Origin of the sequence: Sphingomonas kyungheensis (assembly GCF_037120395.1) — a bacterium.
GTDB lineage: Bacteria > Pseudomonadota > Alphaproteobacteria > Sphingomonadales > Sphingomonadaceae > Sphingomonas > Sphingomonas kyungheensis.
This window is the reverse complement of record NZ_JBBBDM010000001.1, coordinates 326,642-344,075: the sequence shown is the minus strand read 5'-3', so window position 1 is coordinate 344,075 and position 17,434 is coordinate 326,642. Positions and strand designations below refer to the sequence as shown.

Here is a 17,434-nt window from a genome sequence, read left to right as displayed (position 1 = left end):
CCCGCCTCAATCGTCGAGGTGGGGGAAGATCTGTCCTTGCAGATTGATCGTCAGCTGCAGCGTCAGCGCATGATCCATCTGCCCCCGCGCGCCGCCGCGCGCCGGCCGGAACTGGTTGAGATAGCCGACATCCGCCGTCATCATCTTACCGATCGGCACGACCAGCCCGAGGATGTTGCGCATCCGCTCATAGCCGGCGCGCTGCCCCCAGCGCGTGCTGTTCGGGAGGTAAAAGCTTTCGTGGCTGACGAACACCGCCCAGCGACCCGTTCCCAGCCGCTGGTTGTAGCGGACCAGCGGCCGGATCCTCACGCCGATCTGCGATCCGCGCGGATTGAACCGCTCGTCGACCCGGAAGCGGGTGGCGATGGCGCCGAACGTGCCGACGATCTGCTGGCGGATGCGATCCTCGTCGGCGCTGGTATTGCCGTTATGCGCGCCGACCTTGCGATAGCCGACGCCGAACTCGATCCCCCGCGCCGCCCTGACGCCGAGCAGCGCGCCGAACTCGGTCTGATACAGCCCGTCCTGCCGGTCGCTGAACCGTGCGATCTGCTCCAGCGTCACCCGCATGTCGTCGGTGAGCGGCACGTTGGTGTTGATCTGCGTCCACAGCTGCACGTCCTGCTGCTGCGCGGATGCGGGGCTGGCGAAACCGGAGAGGGGTGATGCGACGCATAGGCTGCCGACGAGTCGCGTCGCGACGATAAGGTAGGAAAGTCGGGCCACGAGGCCGGCGATACCGGGGCAAGTGGCTGATGTCATGCGATCGTTTCTTGTCTGCAACGACCTGGCTTGACGGCATCTCCTATCTGGATGATGGATATAAGGCCATTGGGATGGGGACCGTCATGCGTCTTGCAATCGCCGGGATCGGCATCCTCGCGCTCGCGCTGACGGGATGCAGCAAGGCGCCGGGCGGCGGCGGTGACGGCGGCCCCGATGTCGGCAACGGTGCCGCCACCGCCGGACTGGCCTTTACCTATTCCTACGGACTGACGTTGCCGGCCCGCAGCATCGCGACGGTGCAGGAGGCACATGCCGCCGCCTGCGAGGCGCTGGGGTCGGGGCGCTGCCGGATCACCGGGCTCGGCTATACGGTCGATCGCGCCGGTACGGTGTCGGCGGACCTGTCGGTCCGCGTCGCCGCCCCGATCGCGCGACGCTTTTCGCGGGAGGCGGTGACGGCAGCCGAAAAGGCCGGCGCGACGCTCACCGGCGCGCATATCGGTGGCGACGATGTCACGCCCCTGCAAACGGCAGCGACGCGCCAGTCGGACGATGCGACCGTCGAGCTCAGCCGCATCGATCGGCAGCTCGCCCGCCCTGACCTGCCGCCGGCCGAACGCGCTGAGCTACAGAGCCAGCGCGCCGCTGAGACGCAAGCCGCGCGAACCGCCGCCGCGACGCAGACACAAAGCGCCGCGAGCATCGCCACCACCCCGGTCGAATTCCACTATGAGGCGGGGCGCGGCAGCGGCTTGCTCAACAGCCTGCGCGACTCCGGCGATACCGCGATCGCATCCGCGACGGCGACCGTCACCGCTATGACGTGGCTGGTGGCGATGATCGGACCGCCTCTGCTCGCCCTCGCTCTCGTCGCGTGGCTGTGGCTTTGGCTCGGCGCGCCGCTGTGGCGCAGGATCGCCGCGACGATGCGGGCGCGCACCGACGAACCCGCATGATCCCTGCCGATTGCGCCTCCGCCCCCAGTCCCTTATAGGCGCGCCATTCCGGCCCCGGCGCGCGAACCCTCGCGCCGCCGGGGCTGCTCTATTTCAGGGGACACGCGCATGGCTCGGCGCCGCCAGATCTACGAAGGCAAGGCCAAGATCCTGTACGAGGGCCCCGAGCCCGGCACGCTGATCCAGTATTTCAAGGACGACGCCACCGCGTTCAACGCCCAGAAAAAGGGCACGATCAACGGCAAGGGCGTGCTCAACAACCGGATCAGCGAGCATATCTTCACGATGCTCGACGCGATCGGGGTACCGACGCACTTCATCCGCCGGCTCAACATGCGCGAGCAGCTGATCCGCCAGGTCGAGATCGTGCCGATCGAGGTCGTCGTGCGCAACGTCGCCGCCGGCTCGCTGTCGAAGCGGCTCGGGATCGAGGAGGGCGTCAAGCTGCCCCGCACGATCATCGAATATTATTACAAGGACGATGCGCTCGGCGATCCGATGATCACCGACGAGCATATCGCCGCCTTCGGCTGGGCGAGCCAGGAGGAGATGCACGACATCGCCGACCTCGCGATCCGCGTGAACGACTTCCTCAGCGGCCTGTTCGCCGGCGTCGGCATCCGCCTGGTCGACTTCAAGCTCGAATTCGGCCGCATCTGGGATAATGACTTCGGCCGGATCATCCTCGCCGACGAGATCAGCCCCGACGGCTGCCGGCTGTGGGACATCGACACCAACGAGAAGATGGACAAGGACCGCTTCCGCCGCGATCTCGGCGGCGAGGCGGAGGCCTATCAGGAGGTCGCGCGCCGGCTCGGCCTGCTGCCCGAGGGCGAGGACGGCGCAGTGCTCGACCTCGACAGCCATCGCAAGCGGCGTGGCAAGTAAAGGCTGGGGAAAGTAAGATGAAACTGCGTATCTTCGTGACGCTCAAGCCCGGCGTGCTCGATCCCCAGGGCCGCGCCATCCATCATGCGCTCGGCAGCCTCGGCTTCGCAGGCGTCGAGGACGTCCGCGCCGGCAAGATGTTCGAGCTCGAGGTCGCCGATGCGACCGACGATGCGGCGATCGACGGCATGTGCCGCCAGCTGCTCGCCAATACCGTGATCGAAAACTATCGCGTGGAGCGCGTCTGACATGAAAACCGCGGTCGTCGTCTTCCCCGGCTCCAATTGCGACCGCGACCTCGCGGTGGCGCTGGAGACCGTCACCGGCGTCGCGCCGACGATGGTCTGGCACGGCGACAGCGACCTGCCCGACGGCATCGGCCTCGTCGCGGTGCCCGGCGGCTTCTCCTATGGCGATTACCTGCGCTCGGGCGCGATCGCCGCGCGCTCGCCGATCATGCGCGCGATCGTCGAACAGGCGGGGCGCGGATTGCCGGTGCTCGGCGTGTGCAACGGCTTCCAGGTGCTGACCGAGACGGGGCTGCTGCCCGGCGCGCTGATGCGCAACGCCGGGCTCGACTTCGTCTGCCGCGACGTCGCGCTCACCGTCGCCAATGCGCAGACCGCCTTCACCAGCCGCTATGACGCGGGCGAGACGATCCGCGTCCCCGTCGCGCATCACGACGGCAATTACTTCGCCGACGCCGAGACGCTCGACCGGCTCGAAGGCGAAGGCCGCGTCGCCTTCCGCTATGGCGAATCGGTCAACGGCTCGGCGCGCGACATCGCCGGCGTGCTCAACGCCGCCGGCAACGTGCTCGGCATGATGCCGCACCCGGAACGCAAGATCGAGGCGGCGCACGGCGGCAGCGACGGCCGCCGCCTGTTCGAAGGCGTGCTCGAGACGATCGGGGCATAAGCGCGCCGCCGGTGGTGGCCCCCCGCCTGTCCCGTGCGCCCCGCCACCCGGGACCGGTTCCGGGGCCCACTTGGCGGCGAGCGCAAAGGCTTACGATACGGCCCGACCGGTAGACGCGATCTCATTGGTTGTGCGCAGAGGCGCGGAGGACGCAGAGAGGTCGCGTGTCGGTCGATCGTGGTCCTGTCATCCTCGGGTCCGTTGAACCGCACGCATGCGTGGCAAGCGTGACCGCCTCTGCGCCTCTGCGCGAATAAATCTCCGCAGTCCAAAGCCTTGGCGCGAGCCATGCCAAACGAAGGCGTGGCACCGGGCTATCGACCTCGCGACGCTGTCCTACACGCCCCGCACCCGCTATACCCGCCGCCGGCTCTTTCGCACCCCCGATCCATCATCCCCGAAATCGAAACGATAGGGCCCGATCGTTTCCGTCAAGGTGTCCAAACTGTCCATGTCGGGACCGCCGCGCGATCACACCCCGGTGCGGAACGGCGTGAAGTCCGTCCCCCGGTCATAGATATCGACGCCCTCGGCGCGTTTCAGCGCGCCGACGACGACATAGGTCAGCGGCGTCAGGATCACCTCCCACGCCACCTTGAGCGCCCATTGCGTCAGCATCACCGTCACCACCAGCGCCGGCGTGAACCCGGCGGCGCCAAGAAAGGCGAGCGGGTAGAAGATCAGGCTGTCGACGCCCTCGCCGAGGATCGTCGAGCCGATCGTCCGCATCCACAGATGCCGGCCGCCGCTCCACACCTTCATCCGCGCCATGACGTATGAATTGACGAATTCGCCCGCCCAGAAGGCGCAGACGCTGGCGAGGACGATGCGCGGCACCTGGCCGAAGATCGTCGCATAGGCGGCCTGATTGCCCCAGCTCGGCGCCGGCGGCAGCGCGACGACCACCCAGCTCATCAGCGCCATGAACACCACCGCGGCGGTCCCCGCCCAGATCACCCGCCGCGCCCGCGCATAGCCATAGACTTCGGTGAGCACGTCGCCGATCACGTAGCTGACCGGAAAGAACAGAATGCCCGCGCCGAACGGCCACGGCCCGATGCCCGGCAGCACGATCTGCGCGACCTTGCCCGCGCCGATGACGTTGGACAGCAGCAGGATGGCGACGAACGCCGCCATGACGACATCATAATAGCGGAACGCCTGCCCGCGCACCGCCGCCGCCTCGACCGCCGCTTCGCTCGACCTGCCCATGGCGCCGTTATATGGCGGTTCCCGTATCGCGCAAAGCGCGCTAATCGGACGCCGGCGCGCGCCCGTAGCTCAGATGGATAGAGCACGAGCCTTCTAAGCTTGTGGCCGCTGGTTCGAATCCAGCCGGGCGCGCCAAGGCTCCGGCGTAGCGCGATAACCGGCGCGCCGGTCCGGCCGGCAGCCGCCTCCCCGCCCCGTCATCCCCATGTTACATAGCGCGTGTAGCGCAGCGTCATGCCGCCGACTCAGGACCGCCGCAGCTTCATCCGCGCAATGCTGGCGAGCGCCGGTGCCGCCGCCGCATCGACGTCGGCGATCGCGCGGGCGCTCGAACTGCCCGGCCAGCATCGCTTCGGCAGCATCGGCGATGTCGAGCATGTCGTCGTCCTCACCCAGGAGAACCGCGCCTTCGACCATTATTTCGGGACGATGCGCGGCGTGCGCGGCTTCGGTGACCGCTTCGTCGTGCCCGCGCCGCCGCTGGCCGCCGCGCCGAAGCGCACCGTGCTGCTCCAGCCGAACGAACAGGATGGCGCCGCGCCGGCGCTGATCGCCCCCTTCCGCCTCGATACGACGACCGATTTCCGCCTCTACCGGCCGCTCGGCACGCCGCACGGCTTCACCGACAGCCAGGCGGCGTGGGACAATGGCCGGATGGGGGCGTGGACGCAGGCCAAGCACAACCACGCCATGGCGCATTTCACCCGCGCCGACCTGCCCTTCCAATATGCGCTCGCCGAGGCGTTCACGCTGTGCGATGCCTATCATTGCGCGATGCACCTGTGCACCAACCCCAACCGGCTGTTCGTCTGGACCGGGACGCACGATCCCGAGGGGCGCGGCCATGGGCCGGTGATCGACAACGAATATGACACGCTCGCCGCCGATCCCTACGGCCATGGCGGCTATCGCTGGACGACCTATCCCGAACGGCTGCTCGCCGCCGGGATCGGCTTCCAGATCTATCAGGACATGGCGGACAATTTCTCCGACAATCCGCTGGTCGGCTTCCGCCGCTATCGCGATGCCGCGGGCGGCACCGGCATGAGCCCGGCCGATGCGCTGCTGGCGCGGCGGACGGTGACGACGCGCTCGCTCGACGATCTGCGCGGTGACGTGCTTGCCAGGCGGCTGCCGCAGGTATCATGGGTGATCGCACCGGCGGCGCTGTCCGAACATCCCGGCGCGTCGACGCCGTTGCAGGGCGGCGACTATGTCGCGCAGGTGCTGGCGGCGCTCACCGCCGATGCCGATGTCTGGGCGCGCACCGTGCTGCTGATCAACTTCGACGAGAATGACGGCCTGTTCGATCATATTCCGCCGCCCGCGCCGCCCGCGCGGATCGACGGCCGGGCGATCGGCGGCAGCGACATCGCCGCCGACGACGAATATCACCGCCTGCCGCAGGCCCCGGCCGACGCCGCCTATCGGAATCGCCCCTATGGCCTCGGCATGCGCGTGCCGCTCTACGTCGTCTCGCCGTGGAGCAAGGGCGGCTTCGTCGCCTCCGAAGTGTTCGACCATACCAGCATCCTTCGCTTCCTCGAGGCGCGGTTCGGCGTGCGTGAGCCCAATATCAGCGCGTGGCGGCGCGCGGTGTGCGGCGATCTGACCAGCTGTTTCGACTTCACCGCGCCCGACGTGACGCGCTTCATGGCGACGCTGCCCGCCACCGCCGCCGCCGCGGCCCGCGCCGCGCAGTTGAAGGAGGTGCCGCCGCCGCTGCCCGACACGCCCGAGGTGCCGGTGCAGGAGCCCGGCGTCCGCCCGCGCCGCACCACGCCCTATCGGCTCGATGCGGAGGTGACGGCGCAGACGCTGCGGCTGATCAACCGCTCGGCGGCGCGGGCGGTGGTCTTCCACGTCTATGACGCGGCGGACGCCGCGCGGCTACCGGCCCGCTACACCGTCGCCGCGGGCAGCAGCGCCGCGCATCCGCTGCCGCCGGACGGCGCGGCGCTCGATCTGTTCGTGATCGGACCGGATGGCTTCCACCGCCGCCTCGCCGGGCGCGCCGGCATCTTCTCGGTCGCGATCACCGGCGAGACGCTGACGCTCGCCAACCACAGCGACAGCGTACAGACGATCGACATGCAGGATGCGGCCTATGGCGCGCCGCCGCGCGCGATCACCCTGCCGGCGCGGGGCGCGCAGCGGCTGACGCTCGATCTGACCGCCAGCCACGGCTGGTATGATCGCCGCTTCGCCGCAGACGGGCAGGTCTGGCGGATCGCCGGCCAGAGCGGCGCGGGCGGCTATTCCGACCCTGCGCTCGGCGGTGCCGGCGCGCTGCGGGTTGCGGCCGCCTAGCCGCCGAGCGGCAGGGCTAGAAGAACAGATCGAGCAGCGGCAGCAGCCCTGCGCCGAGCGCGACGGTGTCGCCTTCCACCCGGCTCGCCACGACCTGCGGCAGCGGGAAGTGGACGTCGTGCCGCAGCGGCGTCTGCGGCGGCACGATCCGGGCGGCGAGTTCGGCGGCGATATCATGGGGGATACGGCCACCGATCACGACCTTCTCCGGCGAGACGACATGGCCGAGGATGGTGACCAGCATGCCGAACGGCACCACCGCGGCGGCGAGCCAATCCTCCACCCCGGGCGTGTCGCGGGTGATCGCGCCGACCATCGCCTCGACGGTCGCGAACCGCCCGCCCGCGGCATTGACCGCGGCGAGCAGCGCGTCGAGATTGGGATAGCCGCGATCGAGCAGCCACCATACGCCGCCGAAATCGCCGGCATTCGCCATCCAGCTGCGCACCGGCTTGCCGTCGATCACCAGTCCGCCGCCGAAGCCGTTGGTGAGGTGACAGTAAGCGAAGGTCGGGCAGGTCCGCCCGGCACCGAGCAGGCTTTCGTGCACCGTCGCCGCGGTCGCATCATTGTCGCAGAGCACCGGCAGGCCGAGCGCCTCGCGCAGGATCGCGACCGGATCGACCGTGGCCCAGGGGGCTAGCAGCGGCGGCGGACAGATGCGCAGCGGGTCGCCGACGAAATAGCCGCACATGCCGACGCCCGCGCCGATCAGCCGGCGGGGATCGATGCCGCTTTCGGCGATCAGTCGCTGCTGGAGCCGGCGCAGTTCCGGCACGACGCGCTCGGGCGCCATGTCGGGCATCGCGACACTGGCATAAGCACGGTTCGCGCCGGTGAAATCGACGATCGCCATCGCCACCGCATCGCCGACCACCGCGACGCCGAGCGTATAGGCATAATCCGGCGCGAGCGCGACCATCGCGCTGGGATTGCCCGGCCCCGACGCCTTGCGGCTCGCCAGCGTCACCATGCCGGCGCGCGCGAACTCGCCGACCAGCCGCGCGCCGCTCGATTGCGACAGCGCGAGCAGCCGGACGATATCCGATTGCGCCACCGCCTGCCGCCGGAACAGCAGATCGAAGACCGCACGACCGCCGGTGCTGATCGGTCGGATCCAGTCGGGACGCGGCAGCTGGCCGAGGGGCGCGACGCTCATCCCGATAGCGCTAGCGGCGCTGTCATCAAACGGCAACCCGCAACGAATACTACCCGAGTCGGGCATAATCACCGCTGGCGGTGGTCTGGGGGACATCATATGCATATTCATCAGGCCGCCTGGCGCCTGTTGCTATCCACGTCGCTGCTTGCCGCGGCCTCCGCCGCACAGGCGCAGCAGGCGACGCCGTCGGACGAAACGGCGGAACCGGCCGACATCATCGTCACCGGCATCCGCCGCGCCAACGCCGCCGCGATCGAGCGCAAGCGCGATGCCGACAATATCGTCGACGTGATCAGCGCCACCGACGTGCGCGCGCTGCCCGATGCGACGATCGTCGAGGCGCTGCGCCGCATCCCCGGCCTGTCGGTGCTGCCGGCGACCGACAACGAGCATCCGCGCGACGAGGCGGCGACGCCGGTGCTGCGCGGGCTCGGACCGAGCTACAACAGCGTCACGATCGACGGGCTGACGATCGCCTCGCCCGGCACGCCCAACGGCACCTTGGGGTCGATCACCCGCGGCGTGCGGCTCGACATCCTGCCGTCGTCGATGGTCAGCGAGATCCAGGTGGTGAAGACCTTCACCGCCGATCTCGATCCCAACGCCACCGGCGGCGCGATCAACCTCATCACCCGCTCGGCATTCGAGAATGGCGGCAAGCCGTTCATCACCGCCGAAGGATCGCTCGGCCATGCCAGCGACAACGGCAAGCCCCGCGACCAGCGCGATCCCGGCTATCGCCTGATCGCGACCGCGAGCACCACCTTCGGCCCGGCGAAGCAGTTCGGCCTGACGCTGTCCGCCAATTACCAGACGCTGGCGAGCTTCACCGAAACGCACATGACCACCGACACCGTCCATTACGGCTTCTACAGTGATGCCGGCGCGCTGCTCGCCGGCAATGCGCTCGGCAATGGCTATGCGGTGCCGCAGCAGGACAAATATTGGTACGTCATGAACCAGCGCGACCGGTTCGGCATCACCGGCAAGCTGGAGGCGCATGTCGCCGCCGACGTCGATGCCTTCGTCACCGGCGGCTATTACGTCTTCCGCGACAATATGGAGCGCAACGAGATCATCATCGATCCGCGCAACCGCAATCGCGTCTTCAACCAGACCGCGACCTCGGGCAGCTATCCGGGCGGTGACGTCGAGGTCGGCTATGCCAATCAGATCACCACCGCGCGCACCCGGCTCGTGCAGGCGGGGGTCAGCTGGCGGCCGGCGGCACATCAGCTGCTCAGCTGGCGCGCGTCGCTCTCGAACGCGACCTATCGCGAGCCCATCTTCATGGTCAAATATGCCACCAATCTCTCCCGTCAGGTGGCGGTGGCGACGACCACCACGGGCAACGGCCCGACGGTCAACGCGACCAAGGACTATGCCTTCACCTACGATACGTCGGGCTTCGACCAGCGTTTCCCGATTGCCGAAGCCGCCTATACCAATCTCGCGAACTACAGCCTGCTCTACTGGCGGCCGGCGAGCGACTATGTCCGGGCGGCGGGCAACCGGATCGTGACGACGCGGCTCGATTACAAGGTCAATCAGGGCCGCGGTGATCGCGGCCTGGGGGCCGCCGTCGGGCTGGCCTATACTGACGACCGCCCGCGGTTCGACATCGGCCGCACCGAATATCAGCCCAATGCCACCGCGCCGGCGCTCAAGATGGCGGATGTGCTCGGCCCCTCGAATGCAGTGATGCCGTATCTCGGCTACACGCTGTTCGCGATCGATCCGGTGCGCGCCCGTGCGCAGGTCGAGGCGGCGCCACGCACCGCCTATAACGCCACCGACCAGCTCGCCTTCAGCAATCAGGACGATTTCACCCACCGCGAAACGCTGTTCGGCGCCTATGGCCTGGCGAGCTATCGCGGCGAACAGCTCAACCTGCAGGTCGGGCTGCGCTACGACGACACGACGCAGACCACGGTCGGCCGCCAGCGGGCCTATGACAAGGCACGCGCGGCCTATGTCTATGCCGACCGGACGACGGGCTCGTCCTATCGCTACCTGCTTCCGTCGACGGTGCTGACCTTCCATGCGACGCCGCTGCTCGATCTGCGCGCCGGCGCCAGCCGTACGCTCGGCCGCCCGCCCTATGACGCTTATGCCGCGCGCACCTCGATCAGCTTCGCCAGTCCCAATGACGTCGGCCAAGCCAATGCGGTCGACGTGAAGGTCACGATCGGCGCGCCGGACATTCGCCCGCGCGTGTCCAACAATCTCGACCTCGCCGCCGACGTGCGGCTTACGCCCTTCGGCGGGATGGCGTCGCTCGCCGCGTTCGACAAGCGGATCAGCAACGAGATCTTCACGCTGACCAGCATCGCGCCCTTCACCTTCGACGGCACGACCTATGCCAACGCCAGCATCAGCACGCCGGCCAACGCCGCCGCCGCGCATATCCGCGGCCTGGAGGGGTCGCTGATCCTCAACACGTTGCGGCCGGTCGCCGGCTTCCTCAGCGGCTTCGGCCTGTCGGCCAATGCGGCGCTCCTCAACGGGCGGATGACCGTGCCCTATTCGGTGACGACCAAGACCGGTTCGGTGACGACCACGACGGTCGTCTCGCGCTCGCTCGATCGCCTCGTCGGCCAGCCCGACCGGGCGCTCAACATCACCGGCTTCTACAATGCCGGCGGCTTCGAATTGCGCGCCGCGTGGAACCGACAGGGCAAGGCGTTGCGCACGATCATCAGCAACATCAGCTGGCAGGACCTCTATTGGGCGCCGCGCAGCCAGGTCGATCTGTCGGCGACGTACAGGATGGCCTCGGGCGTCAGCCTGATCGGACAGATCGGCAACGTCACCCACCACCGCATCACCAGCCTGACCGGCCCCGGCCGGACATTGCTCAAGGACAGCTATTCGGTGCCGACCACCTTCTGGCTCGGCCTCCGCGTCACCCCCCGCTTCTGAGAGGATCGTCATGACCAGCAGGACCGTCATCGCCGCGCTCGCGCTCGCGGCGACGCCCGCCGCCGCCGCGGCTCCGCCCGGCGGGGTCGCGGCGATCGCGGCGCGGCTGATGAACCCGGACGGCGGCATCGTCGTGGTCGCGCACCGCGGCTGCCACAATCCGGCGCCACGCCACGGCCAGCCTGAGCCGGTGCCCGAGAATTCGCACGCCGCGCTCGAACGCTGCGTCACGATCGGCGCGGACGTGATGGAGACCGACGTGCGGCGCTCCGCCGACGGCGTGCTGGTGATGATTCACGACGCCACCGTCGATCGCACCACCGACGGCAGCGGCGCGGTCGACCGGCTGACCTGGGCGCAGCTCGCGGCGCTGCGGCTGCGCGACGACGAGGGCGGGCCGCATGCGGCGCCGACCGACGAACGAATGCTGACGCTCGACCAGATGCTCGCGCTCGCCAAGGGGCGGATCATCCTCAACCTCGACGTCAAGGCGAACATCTATGTCGAGGTCGCCGCCGCGGTGCGCCGCGCCGGCATGACGCGGCAGATCATCATCAAGAGCGAGGTCGGACCGGATACGCCGGCGATGGCGGCGCTGCCGCCGTTCGACACGCTGCCCTATATGCCGATCCCGCTCAATGCGCAGGGCAAGGCGGATATCGCCGCGATCGTGACGCGACAGGTGACCGGCGCCCATCCGATCGGCGTCGAGCTGCCGCGGATGGCGGCCGAGCAATTGCCCGCCGTCGCCGCCATCGCGCGCGCGCATCGCGTGCGGCTGTGGATCAACACCTTGTGGGAGGGATTCCTCGCCGATTACGGCGGCGACATCCAGGCGCTGCGCGATCCCGACCGGGTCTGGGGCCGTCTGTACCGCGACGGCGTCACCATCCTGCAGACCGACGAGCCCGAGGCCCTGCTCCGCTATCGCGACTCCCTGTCGCGTTAGCGGCGCTGCGGGGCGCGCCATAAGGCACGAACGGCGCGGGCATCGCTGCCCGCGCCGTTCACGGGCGTCCGATCATTCCCACTCGATCGTGCCGGGCGGCTTGCTCGTGTAATCGTAGACGACGCGGTTGACGCCGCGGACCTCGTTGACGATCCGCGTCGCGACGCGCGGCAGGAAGTCGCTCGGGAAATCGAAGACCTCGGCGGTCATGCCGTCGGTCGAGGTGACCGCGCGCAACGCCAGCACATGGTCGTAGGTGCGGCCGTCGCCCATCACACCGACGGTGCGCACCGGCAGCAGCACCGCGAACGCCTGCCAGATCGCATCGTAGAGGCCGGCGTTGCGGATCTCCTCGAGATAGATCGCATCCGCCTTGCGCAGGATGTCGCAGCGCTCGCGCGTCACCTCGCCCGGGATGCGGATCGCGAGGCCCGGCCCCGGGAAGGGGTGGCGGCCGACGAAGACCTCGGGCAGCCCCAGTTCACGGCCTAGCGCGCGCACCTCGTCCTTGAACAATTCGCGCAAGGGCTCGACGAGCTTCATGTTCATCCGCTCGGGCAGGCCACCGACATTGTGGTGGCTCTTGATCGTCACCGACGGGCCACCGGTGAAGCTGACGCTCTCGATCACGTCGGGGTAGAGCGTGCCCTGCGCGAGGAAATCCGCCCCGCCGATCTTCTTCGCCTCCGCCTCGAACACGTCGATGAAGGTCTTGCCGATGAACTTGCGCTTCGCCTCGGGATCGGTGACGCCGGCGAGGCCGTCCATGAACAGGTCCTGCGCCTCCACATGGACGAGCGGGATATGGTAATGGCCGCGGAACAGGCTGACGACCTGTTCGGCCTCCCCTGCCCGCAGGATGCCGCCGTCGACGAAGACGCAGGTGAGCTGGTCGCCGATCGCCTCGTGGATCAGCAGAGCGGCGACCGACGAATCGACACCGCCCGACAGGCCGCAGATCACCTTGGCATCACCGACCTGCGCGCGGATCTCGGCGATCTTGGCGGCGCGGAACTCGGCCATCGTCCAGTCGCCGGCGAGGCCGCAGACGCGCCGCGCGAAATTGGCGATCAGCTTGCCGCCGTCCGGGGTATGCACCACCTCCGGGTGGAACTGGACGCCGTAGAAGCGGCGCGCCTCGTCGGCGACGATCGCATAAGGCGCGCCTTCCGAAGTGGCTACGGGCGTGAAGCCGGGCGGGATCGCATCGACCTTGTCGCCGTGGCTCATCCACACCTGATGGCGCTCGCCCGTCGCCCACAGGCCGTCGAACAGCGCGCAGGGCGCCTTCACCTCGACATAGGCCTTGCCGAACTCGCCGCCGTCGCCGGAGACGATGACATTGCCGCCGAGCTGCCGGCTCATCAGCTGCTGACCGTAGCAGATGCCGAGGATCGGCACGCCGGCCTCGAAGAAGCGCTGCGGCGCGCGCGGGCTATGGTCGAGCGTGACCGAGGCGGGTCCGCCCGACAGGATGATGCCGGCGGGCTTGAGCCGGTCGAACGCCTCTTCGGCGGACTGGAACGGCGCGACTTCGCTGTAGACGCCGGCTTCGCGGACGCGGCGGGCGATGAGTTGGGTCACCTGGCTGCCGAAATCGACGATCAGGATGGTGTCGGTATGCTGCATGCGCGCCCGCATAGCAAAGCGGGCGGACTCCGCCAGCCGATTTTGGCACCAGCGGTTATTGCAGGCCGGGCGGCAGCTTGAGGACGAGCGGTACGGTGCCGGCATCGGTTCCGGCGGGATCGCGGGTGCGGTCGCCTTGGCGACGCAGGTCGTTCGCTTCGTCCTCCGCCGCCGGCTTGCCGATCCCCAGCGCCCTCAGCGCGAACAGGCCGCCGATAAAGCCAACACTGCCTGCCCCGACATATGCACCGCGGCGCTCCATTTGCAGACGCTCGGAACTCGGTGTCGAGATCGGCGTGCGCTGCGGCTGATAGGCGCAGGCCGATGCCGCCAGTGCCGGTACGACGATCCTCCACCGATACAGCATGGACTGCCCCCGCATTCCCTGTGTCTGGATAGTATATAGGTCTATATCTGACGCAACGGTTACCGGCACAAAAAAAGGGCGCGCCGTGCGGGCGCGCCCTTCATGTTCGATCAAAGCGAAACGCCAATCAGGCGGCTTCGTCGAAATCCTCGTCCGACTGGACCGGACCCGAATCCTGGCCCTTCGCCGAGACGTCGCGGTCGACGAACTCGATGATCGCCATCGGCGCGGCGTCCGAGGCGCGGATGCCGGCCTTGATGATGCGGGTATAGCCGCCGTTGCGGTTCGCATAGCGCTCGGCGAGCACGTCGAACAGCTTCACCAGCTGCGCATCGTCGAGCAGGCGGGCGTGCGCCAGACGACGGTTCGACAGGCCGCCCTTCTTGGCGAGCGTGACCAGCTTCTCGACGTAGGGACGCAGTTCCTTCGCCTTGGCGACGGTGGTGGTGATCTGCTCATGCTTGATGAGCGCGGCCGACTGGTTGCGGAACAGGGCCAGACGATGGGCCGAGGTACGCTGCAGCTTCCGGCCGCCGACGCGATGACGCATAGATAATTCCTTCGTTCGTTAAGGGGCCGTTTGACGGAATCCCCAGACCAGGCGGTTCGTAACGGGCCACCGCCATTCGGGCCCTTGTACAGATCGGATCGCACGGTGGACGCGCGTTCCTGGGGCCGCCGGGTGGCGATGCGGCGAAGCCGCATCGGTCACGTCGGACGGGCAGGATTGCGACTGTGTCGCGCTCCTGCCCGTCGGCCGGGCTATCGCCGTCTTCGAGATAGCAGGGCTATCCCGCTGCGGCTCAGCCCATGATCTCCTGCTCGAGCTTCTTGGCCATCTCTTCGATGTTCTCGGGCGGCCAGCCCGGGATCTCCATGCCGAGGCGCAGGCCCATCGACGAGAGGACTTCCTTGATCTCGTTGAGCGACTTGCGGCCGAAGTTCGGGGTCCGGAGCATCTCCGCCTCGGTCTTGCCGACGAGATCACCGATATAGATGATATTGTCGTTCTTGAGGCAGTTGGCCGAACGCACCGACAGTTCGAGCTCGTCGACCTTCTTGAGCAGATAGCGGTTGATCTGCTGCGTGTCGCCGGCCGCGTCGCCGCCAGCCGCCGGAGCAGCCGCCTGGCCGATCGGAGCGGACGAACGGGTGATCGCCGAATCGTCGAAGTGCACGAACAGCGCGAGCTGGTCCTGCAGGATACGGCCGGCATAGGCCACCGCATCCTCGGGCGTGACGGTGCCGTCGGTCTCGATCGTCAGCGTCAGCTTGTCATAATCGAGGTCCTGACCGACGCGGGTCGGGTCGACCTTGTACGACACCTGGCGCACCGGCGAGTAGAGCGCGTCGACCGGGATCAGGCCGATCGGCGCATCGGCCGGACGGTTGGCGGTCGCCGGGACATAGCCCTTCCCGATATCGGCGGTCAGCTCCATGTTGAGCGTCGCGCCCTCATCGAGGTGGCAGAGCACGAGATCGGGGTTCATCACCTCGATGTCGCCCGACACGGCGATATCGCCGGCCTTGACCTCGCCCGGACCCGTCGCCGACAGCTGGAGCCGCTTGGGGCCTTCGCCCTGCATGCGGATCGCGATCTGCTTGACGTTGAGGACGATGTCGGTGACGTCCTCGCGCACGCCGGCGAGGCTCGAGAATTCGTGCAGCACGTTCTCGATCTTGATCGAGGTCACGGCCGCGCCCTGCAGCGAGGAGAGCAGCACGCGACGCAATGCGTTGCCGAGCGTCAGGCCGAAGCCACGCTCGAGCGGCTCGGCGACGAAGGTCGCCTTCCGCTTGCCGTCGCCGCCCTTTTTCTCAAGGCCGTTGGGCTTCTTCAGTTCCTGCCAGTTCTTTGCATTGACAGACACAGGTGTCCCCTAATTTGGGCCGGAACGGGGGCAGCTCCAGCCGGGAGAAAAACGCGCCGACTCGTCAGCCGGCGCGTGGAAGATCAGACGCGGCGACGCTTCGACGGCCGCACGCCATTGTGCGGGATCGAGGTGACGTCGCGGATCGAGGTGATCTGGAAACCGACCGCCTGCAGCGCGCGAAGCGCCGATTCGCGGCCCGAACCCGGCCCCTTGACCTCGACTTCAAGGGTGCGGACGCCGTGCTCGGCGGCCTTCTTGCCGGCGTCTTCCGCAGCGACCTGCGCGGCGTACGGCGTCGACTTGCGGCTGCCCTTGAAGCCCATCGCACCGGCCGACGACCACGAGATGGCATTGCCCTGCGCGTCGGTGATGGTGATCATGGTGTTGTTGAAGCTGGCGTTCACGTGCGCGACGCCGGCGGTGATGTTCTTGCGTTCGCGACGGCGAATACGCTGCGGTTCACGTGCCATTATGGGTATTCCTGACCTTTAGTCCTGAGGCGGAAGCCGGGAGGCAATCAGCCTCGTACCAGCCTCCGGCGGAGCAATTCGTCCCCCGGACGAATTACTTCTTCTTGCCCGCGATCGGCTTCGCCTTGCCCTTGCGGGTGCGCGCGTTGGTGTGCGTGCGCTGGCCGCGGACCGGCAGGCCCTTGCGGTGACGCAGGCCACGGTAGCAGGCGAGATCCATCAGGCGCTTGATGTTCATCGCGGTTTCGCGACGCAGATCGCCTTCCACGGTGTGATCGGCGTCGATCGTCTCGCGGATCTGAAGCACTTCCTGATCGGTCAGGTCCTGAACACGACGCTCGGGCGCGATGTTCAGCTTGGCAGTGATTTCCTTCGACTTGGTCAGGCCAATGCCGTGGATGTAGGTCAGCGCGATCACCACGCGCTTGTTGGTCGGGATGTTGACACCCGCGATACGTGCCATGAAATGTTTCTCCTAGCTCCACGGAGCACGGCATGGCCGCACGCGCTCCATCTCGTCGCATCCTTCGCACCACACCGGCGGTCCGCATTTCACGCAAAAGGCGACGAGCGCAGTCCGCGCGTCGCCGGATACCGGTATGTCGAAGACCGGTGCAGGTAGGCGCGCGCAAACGCGGTGTCAAGCGACTGGTTCCCGTCGCCAATCACCGCCGGTGCGCGCCCGCGCCCGTCACATCAGCGGGAACGGCGCCCTGGCGGTGAAGGCCATGATCAGCAGCATGATCGACAGCCCTGCCGACAGGCCGCAGAGCAGATAGCCGACATATTGCAGCATCGGCGGATTGGGCCGCGCCAGCCTGGCGTTGCGGCTCGCGCCCTGCAGAACGAAACTCATCAGCATGCTGTACGTAAAGACGATCGCCCCAAGCATAATGCTCCTCTTGCCGTCACCGGCGCAAAGCCCCCGCGCAGCCCCCCGGCCGCACGCTCAACCGGCTCCAGCCTTATCCCGCTGCGCCTGACAAGAGGTTAACCATCGGCCGGGCATGAAACGCGACGAGCGTCCGGATCGCGGGGGACGGCGCGG

17 protein-coding genes and 1 tRNA gene are annotated in these 17,434 nt (G+C 67.9%); 8 read left to right on the top strand and 10 right to left on the bottom strand.

Features of this window, described 5'->3' with window-relative positions; translation table 11 throughout:
• Positions 1 to 6: 6 nt before the first annotated feature.
• On the bottom strand, positions 7 to 765 hold the full coding sequence (locus V8201_RS01630; protein WP_336544309.1) for a DUF2490 domain-containing protein: 759 nt from the start codon (positions 763 to 765) through the stop codon (positions 7 to 9).
• Positions 766 to 851: 86 nt separating this feature from the next.
• Here V8201_RS01630 and V8201_RS01625 point away from each other — a divergent pair, with 86 nt between their 5' ends.
• From V8201_RS01625 to purQ, 4 genes are all read left to right on the top strand, one after another.
• Positions 852 to 1,685, top strand: coding sequence for a hypothetical protein (locus V8201_RS01625; RefSeq protein WP_336544308.1), 834 nt, complete (start codon positions 852 to 854; stop codon positions 1,683 to 1,685).
• Positions 1,686 to 1,793: 108 nt separating this feature from the next.
• Positions 1,794 to 2,573 carry a phosphoribosylaminoimidazolesuccinocarboxamide synthase gene (purC, locus tag V8201_RS01620; RefSeq protein WP_037534116.1) on the top strand — a complete coding sequence of 260 codons (780 nt, stop codon included), beginning with the start codon at positions 1,794 to 1,796 and terminating at the stop codon, positions 2,571 to 2,573.
• 17 nt (positions 2,574 to 2,590) lie between these two features.
• A complete protein-coding gene (purS, locus tag V8201_RS01615) occupies positions 2,591 to 2,821 on the top strand; it encodes a phosphoribosylformylglycinamidine synthase subunit PurS (protein ID WP_037534118.1) in 231 nt (76 codons plus the stop codon).
• A gap of 1 nt (position 2,822) precedes the next feature.
• On the top strand, positions 2,823 to 3,491 hold the full coding sequence (purQ, locus tag V8201_RS01610; protein WP_336544307.1) for a phosphoribosylformylglycinamidine synthase subunit PurQ: 669 nt from the start codon (positions 2,823 to 2,825) through the stop codon (positions 3,489 to 3,491).
• Between the two features lie 471 nt (positions 3,492 to 3,962).
• On the opposite strand, the gene V8201_RS01605 is transcribed toward purQ, so the two are convergent.
• Entirely contained in the window at positions 3,963 to 4,703 is a 741-nt protein-coding gene (locus tag V8201_RS01605; RefSeq protein WP_336544306.1) for a queuosine precursor transporter, read from the bottom strand.
• A gap of 58 nt (positions 4,704 to 4,761) precedes the next feature.
• Here V8201_RS01605 and V8201_RS01600 point away from each other — a divergent pair.
• A tRNA-Arg gene (locus V8201_RS01600) sits at positions 4,762 to 4,838 on the top strand.
• A 99-nt stretch (positions 4,839 to 4,937) separates the two neighbouring features.
• Complete coding sequence (locus tag V8201_RS01595) at positions 4,938 to 7,013, top strand: phosphocholine-specific phospholipase C (RefSeq protein ID WP_336544305.1); 2,076 nt, start codon at positions 4,938 to 4,940, stop codon at positions 7,011 to 7,013.
• A gap of 16 nt (positions 7,014 to 7,029) precedes the next feature.
• Here V8201_RS01595 and V8201_RS01590 read toward each other — a convergent pair whose 3' ends face one another.
• Positions 7,030 to 8,172, bottom strand: a complete 1,143-nt coding sequence (locus tag V8201_RS01590; RefSeq protein ID WP_336544304.1) for an ROK family protein — start codon at positions 8,170 to 8,172, stop codon at positions 7,030 to 7,032.
• 99 nt (positions 8,173 to 8,271) lie between these two features.
• Between V8201_RS01590 and V8201_RS01585 the strand changes: the two genes are divergently transcribed.
• On the top strand, positions 8,272 to 11,097 hold the full coding sequence (locus V8201_RS01585; protein ID WP_336544303.1) for a TonB-dependent receptor: 2,826 nt from the start codon (positions 8,272 to 8,274) through the stop codon (positions 11,095 to 11,097).
• A 10-nt stretch (positions 11,098 to 11,107) separates the two neighbouring features.
• Positions 11,108 to 12,046, top strand: coding sequence for a glycerophosphodiester phosphodiesterase family protein (locus V8201_RS01580; RefSeq protein WP_336544302.1), 939 nt, complete (start codon positions 11,108 to 11,110; stop codon positions 12,044 to 12,046).
• A 72-nt stretch (positions 12,047 to 12,118) separates the two neighbouring features.
• On the opposite strand, the gene guaA is transcribed toward V8201_RS01580, so the two are convergent.
• From guaA to V8201_RS01545, 7 genes are all read right to left on the bottom strand, one after another.
• A complete protein-coding gene (gene guaA / locus V8201_RS01575; RefSeq protein ID WP_037534123.1) occupies positions 12,119 to 13,675 on the bottom strand; it encodes a glutamine-hydrolyzing GMP synthase in 1,557 nt (518 codons plus the stop codon).
• Positions 13,676 to 13,730: 55 nt separating this feature from the next.
• Positions 13,731 to 14,156, bottom strand: coding sequence for a hypothetical protein (locus V8201_RS01570; protein WP_336544301.1), 426 nt, complete (start codon positions 14,154 to 14,156; stop codon positions 13,731 to 13,733).
• A gap of 13 nt (positions 14,157 to 14,169) precedes the next feature.
• Positions 14,170 to 14,592: a 50S ribosomal protein L17 gene (gene rplQ, locus V8201_RS01565; RefSeq protein WP_037534125.1), complete on the bottom strand. Its 423-nt coding sequence runs from the start codon at positions 14,590 to 14,592 to the stop codon at positions 14,170 to 14,172.
• Between the two features lie 253 nt (positions 14,593 to 14,845).
• Positions 14,846 to 15,913: a DNA-directed RNA polymerase subunit alpha gene (locus V8201_RS01560; RefSeq protein ID WP_037534126.1), complete on the bottom strand. Its 1,068-nt coding sequence runs from the start codon at positions 15,911 to 15,913 to the stop codon at positions 14,846 to 14,848.
• Between the two features lie 83 nt (positions 15,914 to 15,996).
• On the bottom strand, positions 15,997 to 16,386 hold the full coding sequence (rpsK, locus tag V8201_RS01555; protein WP_037534130.1) for a 30S ribosomal protein S11: 390 nt from the start codon (positions 16,384 to 16,386) through the stop codon (positions 15,997 to 15,999).
• Positions 16,387 to 16,480: 94 nt separating this feature from the next.
• Positions 16,481 to 16,849: a 30S ribosomal protein S13 gene (gene rpsM, locus V8201_RS01550; RefSeq protein WP_037534131.1), complete on the bottom strand. Its 369-nt coding sequence runs from the start codon at positions 16,847 to 16,849 to the stop codon at positions 16,481 to 16,483.
• Positions 16,850 to 17,077: 228 nt separating this feature from the next.
• Positions 17,078 to 17,242: a hypothetical protein gene (locus tag V8201_RS01545; protein ID WP_373276440.1), complete on the bottom strand. Its 165-nt coding sequence runs from the start codon at positions 17,240 to 17,242 to the stop codon at positions 17,078 to 17,080.
• Positions 17,243 to 17,434: the final 192 nt, after the last annotated feature.

Excerpts from the sequence above, each read along its gene's own strand:
- V8201_RS01630 (WP_336544309.1), bottom strand. The coding sequence starts at position 765 with ATGACATCAGCCACTTGCCCCGGTATCGCCGGCCTCGTGGCCCGACTT.
- V8201_RS01625 (WP_336544308.1), top strand. The coding sequence starts at position 852 with ATGCGTCTTGCAATCGCCGGGATCGGCATCCTCGCGCTCGCGCTGACG.
- purC (WP_037534116.1), top strand. The coding sequence starts at position 1,794 with ATGGCTCGGCGCCGCCAGATCTACGAAGGCAAGGCCAAGATCCTGTAC.
- purS (WP_037534118.1), top strand. The coding sequence starts at position 2,591 with ATGAAACTGCGTATCTTCGTGACGCTCAAGCCCGGCGTGCTCGATCCC.
- purQ (WP_336544307.1), top strand. The coding sequence starts at position 2,823 with ATGAAAACCGCGGTCGTCGTCTTCCCCGGCTCCAATTGCGACCGCGAC.
- V8201_RS01605 (WP_336544306.1), bottom strand. The coding sequence starts at position 4,703 with ATGGGCAGGTCGAGCGAAGCGGCGGTCGAGGCGGCGGCGGTGCGCGGG.
- V8201_RS01595 (WP_336544305.1), top strand. The coding sequence starts at position 4,938 with ATGCCGCCGACTCAGGACCGCCGCAGCTTCATCCGCGCAATGCTGGCG.
- V8201_RS01590 (WP_336544304.1), bottom strand. The coding sequence starts at position 8,172 with ATGAGCGTCGCGCCCCTCGGCCAGCTGCCGCGTCCCGACTGGATCCGA.
- V8201_RS01585 (WP_336544303.1), top strand. The coding sequence starts at position 8,272 with ATGCATATTCATCAGGCCGCCTGGCGCCTGTTGCTATCCACGTCGCTG.
- V8201_RS01580 (WP_336544302.1), top strand. The coding sequence starts at position 11,108 with ATGACCAGCAGGACCGTCATCGCCGCGCTCGCGCTCGCGGCGACGCCC.
- guaA (WP_037534123.1), bottom strand. The coding sequence starts at position 13,675 with ATGCAGCATACCGACACCATCCTGATCGTCGATTTCGGCAGCCAGGTG.
- rplQ (WP_037534125.1), bottom strand. The coding sequence starts at position 14,592 with ATGCGTCATCGCGTCGGCGGCCGGAAGCTGCAGCGTACCTCGGCCCAT.
- rpsK (WP_037534130.1), bottom strand. The coding sequence starts at position 16,386 with ATGGCACGTGAACCGCAGCGTATTCGCCGTCGCGAACGCAAGAACATC.
- rpsM (WP_037534131.1), bottom strand. The coding sequence starts at position 16,849 with ATGGCACGTATCGCGGGTGTCAACATCCCGACCAACAAGCGCGTGGTG.
- V8201_RS01545 (WP_373276440.1), bottom strand. The coding sequence starts at position 17,242 with ATGAGTTTCGTTCTGCAGGGCGCGAGCCGCAACGCCAGGCTGGCGCGG.